The 15,912-nt window shown below is 71.3% G+C and carries 13 protein-coding genes; 11 read left to right on the forward strand and 2 right to left on the reverse strand.

What is annotated here, in order from left to right:
• The first annotated feature begins 271 nt into the window (after positions 1 to 271).
• The 4 genes from KPF47_RS34955 to KPF47_RS40645 all read left to right on the forward strand — a co-directional run bounded on the left by KPF47_RS34955 (position 272) and on the right by KPF47_RS40645 (position 5,407).
• On the forward strand, positions 272 to 811 hold the full coding sequence (locus tag KPF47_RS34955) for a hypothetical protein (RefSeq protein WP_224392851.1): 540 nt from the start codon (positions 272 to 274) through the stop codon (positions 809 to 811).
• A 314-nt stretch (positions 812 to 1,125) separates the two neighbouring features.
• Complete coding sequence (locus tag KPF47_RS34960; RefSeq protein ID WP_224392852.1) at positions 1,126 to 2,139, forward strand: MinD/ParA family protein; 1,014 nt, start codon at positions 1,126 to 1,128, stop codon at positions 2,137 to 2,139.
• A complete protein-coding gene (locus KPF47_RS34965; RefSeq protein WP_224392853.1) occupies positions 2,136 to 3,257 on the forward strand; it encodes a glycoside hydrolase family 16 protein in 1,122 nt (373 codons plus the stop codon). The genes KPF47_RS34960 and KPF47_RS34965 overlap by 4 nt, the downstream gene beginning before the upstream one ends.
• Positions 3,258 to 3,451: 194 nt before the next feature.
• Positions 3,452 to 5,407, forward strand: coding sequence for a transglycosylase family protein (locus KPF47_RS40645; protein ID WP_308015574.1), 1,956 nt, complete (start codon positions 3,452 to 3,454; stop codon positions 5,405 to 5,407).
• On the opposite strand, the gene KPF47_RS34975 is transcribed toward KPF47_RS40645, so the two are convergent.
• Complete coding sequence (locus KPF47_RS34975) at positions 5,323 to 7,338, reverse strand: site-specific integrase (protein ID WP_224392854.1); 2,016 nt, start codon at positions 7,336 to 7,338, stop codon at positions 5,323 to 5,325. The genes KPF47_RS40645 and KPF47_RS34975 overlap by 85 nt on opposite strands.
• Before the next feature lie 132 nt (positions 7,339 to 7,470).
• A complete protein-coding gene (locus tag KPF47_RS34980; RefSeq protein ID WP_308015575.1) occupies positions 7,471 to 8,619 on the reverse strand; it encodes a tyrosine-type recombinase/integrase in 1,149 nt (382 codons plus the stop codon).
• Positions 8,620 to 8,703: 84 nt separating this feature from the next.
• On the opposite strand from KPF47_RS34980, the gene KPF47_RS34985 reads away from it, so the two are divergent.
• From KPF47_RS34985 to KPF47_RS35015, 7 genes are all read left to right on the forward strand, one after another.
• Positions 8,704 to 8,859: a transglycosylase family protein gene (locus KPF47_RS34985; protein ID WP_374108941.1), complete on the forward strand. Its 156-nt coding sequence runs from the start codon at positions 8,704 to 8,706 to the stop codon at positions 8,857 to 8,859.
• Between the two features lie 148 nt (positions 8,860 to 9,007).
• On the forward strand, positions 9,008 to 10,057 hold the full coding sequence (locus KPF47_RS34990) for a hypothetical protein (RefSeq protein WP_224392855.1): 1,050 nt from the start codon (positions 9,008 to 9,010) through the stop codon (positions 10,055 to 10,057).
• Positions 10,058 to 10,104: 47 nt separating this feature from the next.
• Positions 10,105 to 10,425 carry a hypothetical protein gene (locus tag KPF47_RS34995; protein ID WP_224392856.1) on the forward strand — a complete coding sequence of 107 codons (321 nt, stop codon included), beginning with the start codon at positions 10,105 to 10,107 and terminating at the stop codon, positions 10,423 to 10,425.
• 11 nt (positions 10,426 to 10,436) lie between these two features.
• The gene (locus tag KPF47_RS35000) at positions 10,437 to 11,270 is read left to right on the forward strand and encodes a hypothetical protein (protein WP_224392857.1); all 834 of its coding nucleotides are present in this window, start codon (positions 10,437 to 10,439) and stop codon (positions 11,268 to 11,270) included.
• Entirely contained in the window at positions 11,267 to 12,952 is a 1,686-nt protein-coding gene (locus KPF47_RS35005) for a type IV secretion system protein (protein ID WP_224392858.1), read from the forward strand. Before KPF47_RS35000 ends, KPF47_RS35005 begins: the two co-directional genes overlap by 4 nt.
• Entirely contained in the window at positions 12,952 to 14,481 is a 1,530-nt protein-coding gene (locus KPF47_RS35010; RefSeq protein WP_224392859.1) for an SCO6880 family protein, read from the forward strand. The genes KPF47_RS35005 and KPF47_RS35010 overlap by 1 nt, the downstream gene beginning before the upstream one ends.
• On the forward strand, positions 14,478 to 15,912 hold a 1,435-nt coding region (locus KPF47_RS35015), incomplete at its 3' end, for an ATP-binding protein (RefSeq protein WP_224392860.1). The genes KPF47_RS35010 and KPF47_RS35015, both read left to right, overlap by 4 nt.

The following is a 15,912-nucleotide window of genomic DNA, read 5'->3' on the forward strand; positions in this document are numbered from 1 at the left end:
CGTCCCGACGCCCCCAACGACTTCGTCCACATGGCGAACAGCCCCAGGACTTGGCGAGAGCCCAGGCCTCCCCGCCATCCCGATCGACGAGACCTCACCACCAGCGGCCGTGCACGTCATCACACCGAGAGGTCCACGCTCCACAGCTCTCGCCGAAGTCACAGCGCCTGATGAGACCGAGACGGATGCCGAACTGACTCCACCACAGATCCGCCTCGATGAGGAGATTTCTCCGACGAAGCCTCAGGCCCGCCGGCGATCCCTGACTCGTGTGTCCGTCGAGCCGTCGTTCACCCGGTCGGTTCGGTCGTGGGAGCGGGTGTCCGATGTGGAGGCGTCGTCGTTCGCGGGACGGTTCGCGTGTGATTTCCAGTCGTTCGACGAGGACGATCCGTGGCGGCGTGCCGAGGTCCTCCGCGAAGTCCTCGCGGACGCGCAGGCCTCTACGTGGGGCTGGTCGGGTGTCGGTCGTCAGCGGGCGGATGCGCCGTTGCCGGGGCGGTTGTATCGGCGGTCGGACACGGTGGTGTTCGTCGAGGTGCTCGTCCGCGCCACCCCGTACATCCGTGCTCCGGTGCCTGGTCCTGGCGCCGATCCCGAGAACGAGAGTGAACGCGGCGGCCTGGCGGAGCCGCCGGGGACGATCGGCCGCTCCTGCGCCCCACCGGAAGCGGATGCGTCGTGGACCGCGGCCGAGCCGCGCTGGGTGCGGATGACGGTGCCGGTCACTCGTGCCCCGGAGGACGGCCGTCTGGTCGTCGATCCTGGTCTGTTGTCCGGGCCTGTCGATGAGCAGGCAGGTAGCCGCTGATGTCGAGCAGTAATCACGTGCCGTCTCCGGTGGAGACCGCGGCGACGACGGCGCCGTCGTGGCTGGCCGATGGGGCTGCGGCGTGGGCCGCTCCCGGCGCCCCGAGCACGCCCGAGTCGATGGCGGCCGCAGCGGCGGCTCCGGAAGTCCCCGTCGAGCAGCCGGCGCCGAGCGAGTCCCCAGAGCAGCTGTTGTCTGCTGCCCCTGGCGCTGGCCCGCGGCCCGTTCGGCCTGCGGCCGAGCCGCCGGGAACGGCGGCGGCGCCGTTCTGGAACACCGACGACGCCGTAGGCTCTGTCGGCCAGGACACTCCGGTGGTCGGTTTCTCTGACGGTGGTGCGTTCGCCGATGTGGTGCGCCCGAAACTCGTGGCGCCGACCCGCGGCTGGCGGGCCGCCGTCTACGCCGTAACCGGTGGGCGGTGGAATCCCGGGCTGTCCGAGGCCGAACTCCGCCGGAAGGACCAGGTCCGCCGCATCACGACACCGCTGTCGGGGCCCTACAGCGTCGCGGTCGGGTCGATCAAAGGTGGTGTCGGGAAGACGACGTGCACCGGTCTGCTCGGGTTGGCGATGGCCGAGCACCGCGGGGACCGGGTCATCGCGATCGACGCAAATCCCGATGCCGGGACGCTCGGGGATCGTCTCGTTGGGGAGGTCCAGGCGGGTAAGCGGACGGTGCGGGACCTGTTGCGCGATCTGGACCAGGTCCGTACTTCTACGCAGTTGTCGGGTTACACCCATCTCGCCGGACGCCTGCGTGTCCTCACCAGTGAGCAGGCGCCGGAGTTGTCGGAGATGTTCTCCGAGCGCGACTACGAGCGTGTCCTACACCTGTTGTCGATCTACCACGAGCTGCTCCTCACCGACTGTGGGACGGGTCTGGTGCACTCGGCGATGCAGGGCACCCTGCGCCACGCCGATTCCCTGGTGGTGGTGGGGGCCCCGACCAAGGACGGTGCATCGCGGGCGGCCCGGACGTTGCAGTGGCTCGCCACCCACCAGACCGCGCCCGGCCGGTTCCCGTACCAAGACCTGGTCCGTGACGCCGTGGTCGTCCTGTCCTGTGACCGGCAGTCCCGCTACGTCGACGACACCGTCATCCACGACTACTTCGCCTCCCGGGTCCGAGCAGTGGTCGAACTTCCCGCCGACCCGCACCTGGCAACCGGGGACATCATCGATCTGGATGCCCTGGCCCCGGCCACCCGCGATGCGGTTCTCGAGCTCGCCGCCGTGGTCGCCGACGGCTTCCAGGGCCGCCGCACGCACGGCCTGGCCGCACACGGCTTCCGCGACGACCATGCCGGTCGCGAGGTGGGCCGGTGATCGGGTCCGGGCTGGTCGGTGCGGTGGTGGGGGCGGTGACGTCGTTGGCGGTCGCGGTCGCCCCGCCCGCTCCCGTACCCGCAGATACCCAGGTCGAGTGCGGGTGGCGCATTACAGCGGTGCACGTGCTGGCCGAACTCACCGACGACACCAGCGACCGGGCCGCGATGTGGCGGGCGGCGTTGACCAGCGTCGGCGCCCACCGGCCCGGGTTCGTCCCCGCCACCTGCTACCAGACCGGGGATCGGTCGGGTAATCATGAAAACGGATCCAATGATCATCCAGAACAGAACGAACAGAACGGGCAGGTGCCGGCGCAGGCACCGGACCCGGCCGCGCCTGGCTCGTCTGATCCGCCAGCCGCACAGGACCAGAGCGGCAGCGCTGGTGAGGTGTTCGGGTGGGGTACCCCGGATGTCGTCGACGACTTCACCGGCCAGCAGTTGGGCCCGGGCTGGAATGCCTATGACGGCCCCGGACACGCCGGGAACGGCGTCCGCTCCCCGGCAGCGGCGACCATCGCTGACGGCGTCCTGACGATCGACGGCACCGGGGACGGCACGACCGCCGGCCTGGCCTGGACCTCGAACGCGCAGAAATACGGACGCTGGGAAGTCCGGATGCGCGCACCCACTGGGTCCCCCTCCTACAACGCGCTGGCCCTGCTCTGGCCCACTGAAGAAAATTTCCCGGTCGGTGGGGAGATCGACTTCGCCGAGATCATGGACCCGGCCCGGGACAAGGTCGAGTTGTTCCTGCACTACGGGGCGGACAACTCCCAGGTCCACGGCGAACTCCAGGTGGATGCCACCCGGTGGCACAACTACGCCGTCGAATGGACACCGCAGGGCGTGACCGCGTTCGTCGACGGCCGCGAGTGGTGGAAGACAGAAGACACTTCCATCCTGCCGCCCGGGCCGATGCACTTGTGCCTACAGCTGGACTGGTTCCCCCGCGGGGACAACGAGTCCGGGCAGATGCAGGTCGATTGGGTCAAGCAGTGGGGCCTCGCCGCCGGCGACGGTGCCTCCACCGACTCGGCGGGCAGCAAGGGCTCCACCGATGCCGACTCCAGCACGTCGATCACCGACGAGATCAACAACGTGGGTAGGTCCTAGACGCCCACCACCAGCCCGTTCGCCCGTGACTCGTCCGCTCCCCTGCTGACCTGGAGGTTCCCCGAATGTCTCCGCTTCCGCGCTCGGCTCGACGGCGTTCGTTTCGTGGTCGTGCTGCGCGGCCGTCGTGGGCCGACCACGTCCCGCAACACCGTCTGCCGGGCCGTCTGCCTGCGCGGGCGTCGTCGGCGCCGGTGGTGGCGCGCCGGTCCGCGGTCGCGGTCCTGACCGCGACCGCGCTACTCGGCGCCAGCGCCTACACCGCCACCGCCCTCACCACCGACCCACGCCAGAGCCCGGTGACGGTGCTCGAGCTGACCGCCAACGGAACTTGCGATAATCGCAAGGCCGCCCGTCAACACGCAGCCGCGACCGCGACCCGTGACCAGGCGCGGGCGCTGCTCACCGATCTCACCGTGTCCGACGACCCGGCCGACCACGCCCTCGCCGACGAGATATCTGGTCTCGGGTTCCGGCCCGCGACCCAGCCAGTCGGCTGGCGGCAGCACGCCGTCGACGTCTCCGACCAGCTACACCACCTGAACACCACCGACCCACAGCTCAGCGAGGTCGGTGTGCGGCTGGCCGCGGCCGGGCTCGGCCCCACCCCCGCCGACCTGATCACCCCGCCGCCTGCGGCGGACCTGCTCGACGACAACCACGCCGCCGCCGCGGTCGGCGCTCTGGACCAGGCCCGCGCCGCTGCCGCAGCACCACCAGCCGCGCCACCCGTCGCACCGGCGGCGCCGGTGGAACGGTCGCGGGCGGCTGTGCCGCCGGTCCCGGCGGCCTGCACCGACCACAACCGCCCGGCCCCGGCTGCGCCGGGACCGCCACCCGCGGGGGACAAGAACACGCAGACCAGCGCCACTCCGGCCGCTGAACCGGCAGCACCACCGCCCTCGGCTCTACCTACGGCAGCCGCACCGACCACGCCGATACCGACGACCACCGCTGCCCCTGCCCCCGACACCGAGAAGACGACCGCAACCGACAGCGGCAACGACACCGACGACAACAGCCAGGACACGACCGCTCTCACCCCAAGCAGCAGGGCATCCGGGCCACCGCCCTCAGCACCGGACACAGCACCGCGCTCGACCTCGGCGACGGCAAACAGCGTCGTCACCGACATCCAGACCAGCCCAAGGCAGGCCCCATCGACCGAGGACATCGCGACGGCGCGGGCGGCGATCAGCATGGTCAGCGACCTGATGGCCGCCATCACCGCCTCCGGTGACACCGACGCCACCCGGATCGGCACGTCGGTCCTCGACGCTCTGGACCGAGACCATCTCGCGGCGCTGGGCGCCGACCCCGCTGACCTGGACGCCCTCGACCGCCTCCGCGCCACCACCAGCAGCCGAGACGGCGACACCACGATGGCCCCGACCCAGGCGTCCGGCGCGCAGGTCCCGTCGCCGGACAGGCCCTCGGCTCCGCTCTCGACCCCGGCTGCAGAGACACCGACGGAGACGTCGTCCAGCGCGGCCAGTGTCCAGCCCGGGGCGCCGATCAACCGCACCCAGACCAGCAACAGCAGCACCGACGACAGCACGTCCGGTTCCGCTATCGGTGCTGGCCAGACGGCTGCGGAAAGCGCTGGCCAGGACGCGAGCACGGCCTCCGGGCCGCAGACAGGTAGCAGCTCACCGGCGCCGGGTTCGGTGTCGTCGAGTATCGCGGCGTTGACCGCCCAGGCCCGCGCCGCTGCCGCAGTCGACCCGGTCGCGGCGGACCTCCTCGATGCCCTCGACCGCAACACCACCAGCGCTGACCTGACCCAGGGCCGGGCCGGTGACACGCCCAGCAGCACCGATCCCGACGGGAACGACACCGTTGAGAACGACACCGTTGAGAACGGCACTGCTGGTGAGCAGCCGCACAGGACCACGCCGCGGGACGAGCCGCCGCCGAAGGCGACGGATAGAGGAGTGACAACCCCGGCGACGGACTCGACCTTCGACAAGCTAGCCCACTGCGAATCCGGCGGTGACTGGAGCACCAACACCGGTAACGGCTACCACGGTGTTATCCGAACAGATCTGCAGCGGGATGACGTAGATCACTGCTCGTCGGGGCTGGGTGGAGTGTTCGCAGGGATCTGGACGTCGATCAGCGCGACGTTGCTCTCGAAGTTGGTGTCATGAGGGCATCCGCAAGTGTCAAGCTCATCCAGGAGTTCCTGGACCCGCCGCGCCGTCCGTTGGTGTCGCTCAGCCTCCCGATCCCAGCCGCGAGTCTCTGCGTCGCAGATGAGCTGTTGCTCGGTCTCGAGCCGGATGCGGAGTCGGGGGGCGTAGTCGGGGGTGGTGACGAACTTCGAGCAGGTCAGGTAGAGGTCGCACTCACAGGGCCCCTCCTGGGGCAGGCGCAGGCAGCGGCCGAGTTCGAGCTCGGTCTTGAAGAAGTTCGTCGACAACCAGTTCACGGCCTCCGTGGTGAGATCGCCGCTGCGGATGGCCTCGGCCTGCGGGCCGGCCAGGACCGCGCCGGGAGCGAGGACGGCCTGGTAGTCGGCGAGGACGACGGGATCGGACAGACTGGTGTAGGTCATCGACATGCCCGCGGAGCGGTGTCCGAGGACCTTCATGATGGTCTGGATCTTCGCGCCGCGTTCACCGAGCTGGGTGCCCATGGTGTGCCGGAAGCGGTGCGGGTGGACCAGCGCCTTGCCATCGTCGTCGACCAGGCCCAACGCGCGGCAGACCTCGGTCAGCCCGACCTTGAACAGGTAGTCCGGGCTGGCCAGGCGCCCGTTGCGCAGGAACAGGTAGCGAACCGTCCGGCCGAGTCGCTGGTCGAACAGCGGCTGGTCGGTCTGCGCGCAGCGACGCGCGGCCAGGTCGCGGACGGCCTCGGCTGCCTCGGGGTGGATCGGGACGACCCGTTCCTTGGCCGACTTGCCCGCGGCCAGGCGCAGGCGGTGGGTGCCGTCGGGGTAGGTGTCGAGGCAGTCCAGCTCGAGCTTGCGGATCTCCCCGCTGCGGGCCCCGCTCCAGCGGGCGACCAACAGTGCAGTGCGCTGCAGCGGATCAGCCAGGGCGCGGATGCCGTCCATGAGCGGGTCGAGCTGCTCGGCGGGGATGAACCGTGGGACGCGCTCGATCCTGCGAGGAACGTCAGAGCTGGTCAGCGGAGGTTTGGTGGGCATGTGGGGCCACTCATTGATCGCGGCGTGGCGGAAGAACCGCGCGACGTTGCCGATGACGCCGTCGCGATAGACCGCCGAGAGCGGCTGCTCGGGATGCTTCCACTTGCGCTGGTGGGGCAACCAGGCCAGGAACTCCAGCAGGGCAGGCCGGTCGAGCCCGGCCAAGGTGGTCTGCTCGGGTCGGGTCTCAGCGTGCCAGGCAGCCAGCCGCAGCAGGCCCGAGCGGACCTGGGTGACGGTGCCGGGCGCGCGTCGGACGGCGAGCTCGCGCAGATAGCGCCCCATCGCCTCCTCGACCGCGGGGACCGCGCTGAGCGCGGCCGGCGGGCGGGGTTGCTTGCGCAGCGGCAGGGCCTCGATGAACCCGGCGTGGAACAGCGCGACCCCGGTCTGGGTGACGCTGCTGTGCCAAGCCTGCGGGAACCCGGACTGCATCCGGACCTTCAGGTCGAGCTGCTCGATCTCGGGCAGCGAGGTAACGGTGCGGATGGCCGTGCGCAACTCGTCGATCTCGGCCAGGGACAACGTCGTGAGGTCGGGGTCGGCGCGGTGCAGGATCAGCCGCGGCAGCGCCCAGGGCAGGCTCTTGTTGACGCTGGGGACCGACAGACCCCGTCCGAGCTCCTGCTCACGCAGGGCGGCCATCTGCGCGCGCAGCGGCAGGCTCAGCCCGTCGGCGATGGCGAGGATCCGCAGGTTCGCCGCCCCGAACAGCCACGGCCAGTCCAGGCGCCGCCGCCCGGTCAACGACAGGTAGAACAGGTAGGGCCGCGCTCGGAAGCTCACCGTCGCGCCCGCCGGGTCGACCAGCGTGCCCGACGGGACGGGGCGCGCGTTGATCGTAGGACCGACCCGTTCCGCCAACGGACGACGGGCCCATCGCGTCATCGACGGGTAGTGGGCGACGAACTCCGCCCGGGCCTGCAAGCAGCATCGGTGCCCAGTTCCTCGAGCCGCGCAGCCCGCCGTGGACGAATCGCTCGTACTCATCGACCGAGGCGTGCGAGGGACCCGAGTAGCCGTCGGTGGTGCGCAGTGACCCCGAACGTCGTGGCGCGCTCATCGCGCCATGTCCGGCTGCGGGGCCTGCTCCAAAGCGGTCCGGTAGTCGTCGCGGACCTGATGGTCGGTGAGCCGGACGTAGACCTTGGTCGAGCCCGGGTGGGCGTGCCCGAGGCGGCGCATCAAGGTCAGCTCTCGCATCCCGAGCTCGGCCATCCGGGTGGCGTGGGTGTGGCGCAGGCTGTGCGGCGTCAGCCAGGGCTCGCGCACCCCGGCACGGGTCGCGGCCCGCTGGAACAGTCGGACCAGGCCGTCGTAGCTCAGCGCGTGATCTCTGCGGGCGCCTCTGCCACCGATCAGGAACAGCAGCGGGGTCTGGGCCTCCGGTGGGCGTTCGAGCAGCACGTAGCGGTTCAGGGTCGGGAGTGCCCTGTCCTCGAGCAAGTCCACCACCCGATCACGGCGGGACTTCTGCCGTGCGCCCTGCGGGTGATCGTCGCGGTGGCAGACGGTGACCCGTTTCCGACCGTAGGAGATGTCCTCCAGATGCAAGCCCAGCACCTCGCCCGGACGCAGGCCACCTTCGTGCATGAGCTCGAGCAGCGCCCGATCGCGCAGCTTGTCCAGCTGCCCCAGCAGCACCAGGTAGGTCTCGTCCGGGACCGGGCGCGGCAGCGTGTCAACGGTGCGGACCCGCAGGACCCGACGGACCGGGCGCTGATCGGCACTGGTCAGCAGCGGCGGCCGATACCGGCCCAGCACACGGGCCGAAGCCTGATCGGCCTCACGCAGGATCGGGTTCTCCACCTGCGAGTAGCCGCCGCAGCTGATCAGGAACTCATAGAACGACGACACCGCAGCCAGCACCCGATTGCAGGTTCGCGCCGACAACCGCCGCCCGTCCCCACTGACCAGACCGAGCTGGCTGCGCTGCGCCCTCCCAGCCGAGGACTGGACTCTCAGCCAAGCCAGGAACTCCGTGGCCAGCATCGGGGAGAACCCGCTGACTGGCTCGCCGCGCTCGTCGAGGAACTGCAGCAGTTTCATCAGATCGTAGGCATAAGCCCGGACCGTGTTCGGAGAGAAATCCCGCACGGCCAACGACGACAGGAACGCCGAGACCTCCGACACCGGTACACCGGAGTCCTCGACCAGCATCACCGCCGGCTCTCCCAGCCGCTCCGGCTCGCACTTCACCACTCGCATGACCGCGAACTAGATCATGAAACGCGGTCGTCTGACCTGCAGCTTCCTCGGAGTGCAGGAGAAAGTGTCCAGATAAAGGGTGGCCTGCAGTTCAGCCCGCCGACCTGGCGGGCGTTCGGTGGGGAAGGCGAAGCGCACGAGGCGTCCCGGGCCGAGCAGATCGAGGTCGCCGAGCGGGTCCAGGCCGTGCAGGGCTGGCAGGCGTGGCCGGCCTGTTCGAAGCGCCTCGGCCTCCGATGATGGCCGCCGCCGCAGCAGAACGTGTCCCCGCCCCAGGTCAGGGCGAACAGGACGTCGTCGGGGTGGTCGCGGTCGCTACCGGTGCTCTATCACCTGCTCGGCGCCGCCGTTCGTGCCGTCGTCCGTGCTCTCGGCGAGGGGTCATCCGGTGACCTCGTCCCGCAGCGCGGCCGACCTGCACGACCGCTGGGTCGCCGCCCCTGCGCCGCCGCGTAGCCCGTACGAGCTCAACCAGCTCCTCGGGTCGGCGGCGCGCTCGCGCGCTCCGGGTGGGTTGGAGATCGTCGACAACGAATTACTGGTCGACGCCACCTCCGCCGCTGCTGCGGCGGGCGGGGGTGACGGCCTGGACCCGGTCGATGCCGCCGCCGAGCTCGGCGCCACCGTCGAGACGGTGCAGGCCCGGGCGCGCACAGTGTTCCCCGATACCCGCCCGGTGTCCTGGGCGGCGTTCGGAGCCCTGATCCCGGTGTTGGCCGGATCCGCCGGAGCAGGGGCGTCGTGTGTCGCGGTGGCGATCGTCGATGCGCTGCAGGCCGATCAGCGGTGCGCGCTGCTGGTCGACGCCGATGACCCGGCCCGGTCCGGGCTCGCGTGCGCGGCCTCGTGGGAGGGGCCGTGGCTGCGCCAGGTCAACGACCACATCTCGGTGCGTTACAGCTGGCGCGCCGACGCCCTACTCGCCCGCCTGGAAACCGGGTTGCCGGCGATCACGCCGGGGATGGTGCCGGTCCCCCCGGACTGGCTCCCGGACCCGGCGCCGGAGCCGCTGCACACCACGGTGGTCGACCTCGGCCACGGCGGCTGGCGCGCCACCGCCACACCCGTCTACGGCGCCGGGGGCTGGCTACGGCGCGGCCTCCCGTCCCAACGCCCGATCCTCGTCATCCGCGCCACCCGACCCTCACTACGCCAAGCCGAACAACTCCTCGCCCGCCTGGAGCCCTGGGTACAGCGCGGGGTCGCGACCCCGATCTACCAGCTCGTGGTCAACGGCACCCGCAAATGGCCCACCGGTGTCACCGGCGCAGCCGGCCCCCGGATCGCAGCGCTGCTCGACGAAGCCCTGTTCGTGCCGCACGTCCCCGCGTGGGAGATCGGCGGGGTCACCGACGACCCCAGCCCCCCGAGGGCGGTCGACGCGTTGCGACCGCTGCTGGCCTCCTGGGGCCTGGTCACCTCCCCACGACACCGCTAACCACCCCTGCCACCTGCTGAAACCCACTTCCTGCGGAGGCACCCCTGATGTCTATCCCCCACCTACTCACCGACACACTGCTCAGCCAGATCGCGGTGCCTGCGCAGGCCATTCCGAACCCCGGGCCGCAGGCCCCGCCCGGTGCGGGTGCGATCGAGAACGTCGTCAGCTACGTCCGCTGGATCGCCGGGATCGCCGTACTCGGGCTGTTCTTCGGCGGGATCGTCGCCGCGACCGCCGGACGGATGTGGGACCACCACGGCTCCGGACGTCTCGGCGCCCGCATGATCGTCGGCAGCCTCGCCCTCGCCGTGCTGTTCGGCCTGGGCTACACCCTGGTCTCCCAGTTCGCCGCCTCCGCCGCCTGATGCCCGGCCTGATGAACACCGACCAGCCGCCCGGCAGTGGTAGTCGGCGCCGCGCGCTGCTGATCCTCGGCGGCGCCGCACTGCTGGTGCTGGCCTTGTTGGTCGGCGTGGCCGTGTCAGTGACCAGCATGTTCACCAGCGACAGCCCGGACAGCCCGGTGTCTTTCGGTCCGGGTTCGTCGGCCGCGCCCGCACCGGGCGGGGCGAGCGTGGGTAGCGGGCCGGCGGCTGAGGCGGCGCTGGCCCGGCGCCCGATGCTCGACATCCCCGCCCAGGCCGCGATGCCGCACACCCTCTCGACACGCACCGCGGGCCCTCCGATCTCGCTGCCCCAGCCGGAGCAGGTGTCAGGCGTGCTCGTCCCGACCGGGTTCCCCGACAGCGAAGAAGGCGCGATCGCCCAGGTGATCGAGCTGGCCCGGGTGGGGCTCTCCGGCGCTGATCCGCAAGTCTGGGCCCAGGCTTACAACTCGATGGCCGAGCCCGGTGCCGCCGTAGCGGAGCAGACGCCCGCCGCGCGGAACCTCGTAGGCCTGCGCCGCGCGGCGAACATGCGCGAGACCGGGCCGCTGCGCCCCGGGATGACGATCTCCTGGACCCCGACCAGCGCGATGGTCAAGGGCAGCACCGACGACGGCACCTACACCGTGGCGTGTGTCCTCGGCGAGCTCGTCGCCGACAACAAGGGCCGCGTGGTCACCGCCGGATGGGGCACCTGCCTACCGATGCGCCGCGTCGACGACCAATGGCGGATCGCCTCCGGCCCAGCCGCGGCCGACGCCCCCGCAGCCTGGCCGGGCAGCGACGAGGCCGTCGCCGCCGGATACCGGGACCTCATCCGATGACCACCCTGCACCGGCCGGCCCAAGATCCGACGCAGCCCCCGGCCGGCGACGGTGGAGGCGGCTGGAACCCGGTCTCGGATCTGGTCGGCGGCTCCCTGAGCAACATCGCCCAGAACGCATTCAGCTCCGCGATGCAGGCAGTGTGGGACTCGGCGATCTGGCTGCTCAAAGGCGGTTTCGACCTCGCCGACACCGTCTCACAGGTCTCCCCCGCCACGATCACCGGCAATCCCGCCGACAACCCCGACCCCATCCCCGGGGCCGCTGCCCCACCGGCCGGTGCCGCGAGTGCGGTGGAGCTGGGTTCGTTGTGGCCGACCATGATCTGGCTGGCCGCGTTGATCGCACTCGGGCTGTTCTTCTCCCAGCTCGCCTCGGTCGCGCTGCGGTGCGGGCGGGGCATGTTCCGGGCGGTCACCGGCCCCGCACAGTTCGGGATCGCCCTGGCGGTGACCACCGGCGCGGTCGCGGCCCTGTTGACCGGCGCTGACGGGCTCACCACCCTGTTCCTGTCGATCCTGGGTGAGCAGGGCAGCTTCACCGCGATCCTGGACAACCCCGCCGTCGCCGACCGCTTCGGCGACAACCCCGACCTCGGCGCGGATGTCGAGGACGGGGTCCAGTCGATGATCCTGGGCATCGCCGCGGTGTTCGGGGTCATCCCCGCCGCGATCGGCTTCGCCCTCGCGATGATCTTCCGCGCCGCAGCGATCATGGTGCTGATCGCGACCATCCCCCTCGCCGCAGCCTGCCTGATCTCCGACTCCACCGCGTCAATGTTCTGGCGCACGGTGCGCTGGCTGATCGCCGCGGTCCTGATGAAACCCGCCCTCGCTCTGGTCGTGGTCATCGGCGTTGCCATCATGTCGCGCACCCACGGAGTCGCCGGGCTACTCGCCGGCACCGCGGTGCTGCTGATCAGCCTGTTCAGCCCGTTCGTGCTCTACCGGCTGCTGGCCTTCGTCGACCCCGGCACCAGCGCCGGGATGGCCGTGCGCTCCGCCGGCAGCTCCCGCGCGGCGGGTGAGCCGGGCGCCGACAACGGCACCAGCGAGGCGATCAACACCGCGCGGGCCACCCAGAAGGCCTACGACATCGGCAGCACCAGCGGCGCCGGTGGTGGTGCCGCGGGCGGAGAGCTCGGCGGCAGCACCGCCGCGACCAGAGGAGCCTCCGGCAGCGCAGGAACCGGCACCGCCGCGACCGGCGGGGGCGGCGCTGCCGCAGGTGGCGGCGTTGCGGCCGGGGCGGGCGCGGTGGGCGGTGCGGCGGCGGCAGCCGTCGTCGGCGGCTACCTGGCCACCAAGGCCGCCGCGGGTGCTGCGGGGGCCTACGGGTCATCGCAGATGGCCCAGACCGGCATCGGTCACCCCGGACCCGCCCCCGCCGCCGGGGCCAGCGGCGGGCAGATCCGCTCCGCCGCGGGCGGCGCCTACAACGCGACGTCGAACCGGATCGCCCAGACCTCGAACAGCAGCAGCGACCCAGACGCACCCGGCGACTCCAGCGATGGTGACGGCGGCGGTGGCCCGGAGCCGCCGCCGGTAGACCCGGGCCCGACCGAGCCCACACCACCCGACGGCGCCGGCCCCACCACCGATACCGGTAGGCCGGCACCCGACCCGGCCCCCGGATCCGAGGAGCCGGCCCAGGCTGGCGCCGATCGAGAGGACGGCCGCTGATGTCCACCAACTCCGCGCCCGGCCCGCGGGTGTATCGGGGTCTCAACCACGCCGAAGGCATCGGCTGGATCGCCGGGATGACCCCGGTCCAAGCCTTTCTGCTGATCGGCGTGTGTGCCCCGGCGTTGATCGCGATGTCACGCAACCAGTGGTCGACCGCCCTGAGCTGGGGGGTGTTCGCCGCCATCACGGTCGTGCTGATCGTCGTCCCCGTCCACGGCCGCCCCGCCTTCCGCTGGTGCGCTGACCTGGTCATGTTCCAGACAGGAGTCCTCATGCGCTGGTCACCCTGGCAATCCCGCGCCGCCGCCGGCCTCACCGGCGACCCAGGCGAACCCGACCTCCCGGGCGTGTTGGCCCGCCTGGAGTTCCCCGACGGCCCGGAGCTCCACGGGACGCGGATCTGCCTGATCCACGACACCACCGAAGGACGGTGGGGCGCCACCGCGCGGCTGACCCACTCCGGGGTCGGGATGCTGTCCGACGACGAGTGCGAACGCCTCGCCGCCCGCCTCGGGTCGCTACTGGTCGGGCTCGGTCACCGCGAGATCGTCGACCGGGTCTCCCTGCTGGTGCGCACCGTCCCCGACGACGGCACCGAATACACCGTGTGGCGCGAACGCCACCAACACCCCGACGCCCCCGCCCTCGCCCGGCAGGTGACCGCGGAGATCGACCGCGACGTCGCCTCGGTGTCGGTGCGGACCGAGCTGTTCGTGACCGTCTCCGGCACCGAAGAGGCACTACGCCGCCCAGCGAAGGCCGCCGGCGGCGGCATCGCCGGACGCGCGTATGCCCTGTACCGCGTTCTGGAGGGTGTCGCCGACGGGCTACGCGGTCTCGGTGTCACCTCGGTGACGTGGCTGTCCTCCACCGGCGTGGCGGAGGCGATCAAGACCGGGTTCAACCCCGCCGCCGCCGCGAGCCTGTCGTTCCGGCATCTGACCAGCCCCGACCCCGACGGCACCGTCGGACTCCCGATCTCCCAGGCCGGCCCCGCCCACGCCCCGACCCCGACCCCGCGGGCGTATCACCACGACGGCTACTCCTCGGTCGCCTACGCCGTGCAGCCACCCGAGTCCGGGACGATCTTCGGCTCCCTCGGCCCGCTGCTGGCGGTCCGGACTGCTGGGGAGCGGCGCACGCTGCAGATCCACTACGAGATCCTCTCCGCCGCCGCCGGCGCCCGGGTGGTCAAGTCGGATCGGTTCCGCAACAACGTGCTCGTCGACGCCAAGGCCCAGCGCGGGTTCACCACCACCGCGGTCGACTCCCGGCGCCAGCGCGGCGCCCGCGATCAGGAAGCCGCCGTCGCTGCCGGACACGCCGTCGTCCGCTTCACCGTCGCCTCCGCCATCACCGTCCCCGTCGGCTGGAACGTCGAAGACCACGCCGCCCGCCTGGAAAACGACGCCTCCGGCCGGTTTCACCTGCTTCGCCTGGAACTCGCCCAAGACTCCGCCTTCGTCGCCGCCGCCCTCCCGGTCGGGATCGGGCTGCCCCGACAGAAGAGGGCCTTCGACGCATGAACATCTTCGGTAAGCGCCGCCGCCGGATCGAGCCACGCAGCACCGGCGAGCTGCTCAGCCAATTCACCGACCTCGACGGCATCCCCACCAGCCTCCCCACACCGGACCAGGACCCGGCCGACGAACCCACCGGCCGCGCCGCACGCGGCCAGCGGGTCAACCAGGCCACCGCCCCGCGCCAGGGCCCGCGCGAGCACGGCCGCGGCTGGTCCGCGGTCGATGCCGCCCGGCGGGCTCCGGTCTATAAGGCCACCACCGCCGAGGTGGGTGGGCTGTTCCCGCTGCTGGCTTCCAACGGCGTCCCGGCCATCGGGGCGCGGCTGGGTTACGACACCCAGTCCGGGGGCGCGTTCTACGTCCACCCCACCGAATGGGTGCTGCGCGGCATGGTCACCAACCCGAACCTGGTGGTGTTCGGCGAACCCGGCCGCGGAAAGTCCTCGACGGTCGTGGCGCTGATGCTGCGGATGATGCTCTTCGGGGTCCGCTCCCTGATCTCCGGCGATGTGAAGGGCGAGTACACCCCGCTGCTGCGCTCGCTCGGGATCACCCCGATCGCGCTCGGGCGCGGTAGCCCGCACCGCCTCAACGCCCTCGACCTCGGCCCGCTACGGGTCCGCTGGAACACCTGGGGTGCCGAGCGCCAGAACGAGGAGCTCATCGGGATCCTGGCCCGCTGGACCCGGCTGCTCACCGCGCTGGCCGAGGCTCAGGGCTACTTGCCCACGGTGACTGACGAGCTGGTCATCTCCACCGTCCTGCGCCGCCTCGTCGGTGCCGCGGACGGCTATTCCGAGCTGCGTCCGATCACGATCCCGCAGGTCGTGGCCCAGCTCGCCGACCCCGACGACGACCTGTGGCAGGCCACCCGCTTCGCCTCGCACCGCCAGTTCGTCGACCACACCCGGCCGATCACCGACGCCCTCTCCAACCTCGTCGTCGGCCCCCTGTCCGGGCTGTTCGACGAACCCACCAACTTCGACCTCGACTGGGACGCCCCGGTTCAGTCGATGGACCTGTCGCTGCTGCGCAGCCGGGGCGACCAGGCGATCGCGGTCGCCCTGACCTGCCTCGGGTCCTGGTCGGCGATGATCACCGACCTCCAAGACGACGGCGACATCCGCATCGTCGTCCGCGACGAGGTCTGGCGCCAGATGCGCCTCGGGCTACGCGCGGTTCAGGCCGTCGACTCCGACCTCCGGCTGTCCCGGGCCGAACGCAAAATCCAGCTCCTGGTCATGCACAAGCCCTCCGACCTGCTCTCCGTCGGCGCCGCCGGATCCCAGGAGGTCTCCATCGCCAAAGACCTCCTCGCCCTGTGCTCCACGAGGATCCTGCTCGGCCAGTCCACGAGGGTCGGCGACGAACTCGCCGAGGACCTCGGCCTGACCGAACGCGAGCAGGCCGTGATCACCGGCTGGGCGATGGAAA

Source organism: Pseudonocardia sp. ICBG1293 (genome assembly GCF_020131355.1).
GTDB lineage: Bacteria > Actinomycetota > Actinomycetes > Mycobacteriales > Pseudonocardiaceae > Pseudonocardia.

Coding starts and splice junctions, on each gene's coding strand:
- KPF47_RS34980 (WP_308015575.1), bottom strand. CDS start 8,619: ATGCGAGTGGTGAAGTGCGAGCCGGAGCGGCTGGGAGAGCCGGCGGTG.
- KPF47_RS34995 (WP_224392856.1), top strand. CDS start 10,105: ATGTCTATCCCCCACCTACTCACCGACACACTGCTCAGCCAGATCGCG.
- KPF47_RS35000 (WP_224392857.1), top strand. CDS start 10,437: ATGAACACCGACCAGCCGCCCGGCAGTGGTAGTCGGCGCCGCGCGCTG.
- KPF47_RS35005 (WP_224392858.1), top strand. CDS start 11,267: ATGACCACCCTGCACCGGCCGGCCCAAGATCCGACGCAGCCCCCGGCC.
- KPF47_RS35010 (WP_224392859.1), top strand. CDS start 12,952: ATGTCCACCAACTCCGCGCCCGGCCCGCGGGTGTATCGGGGTCTCAAC.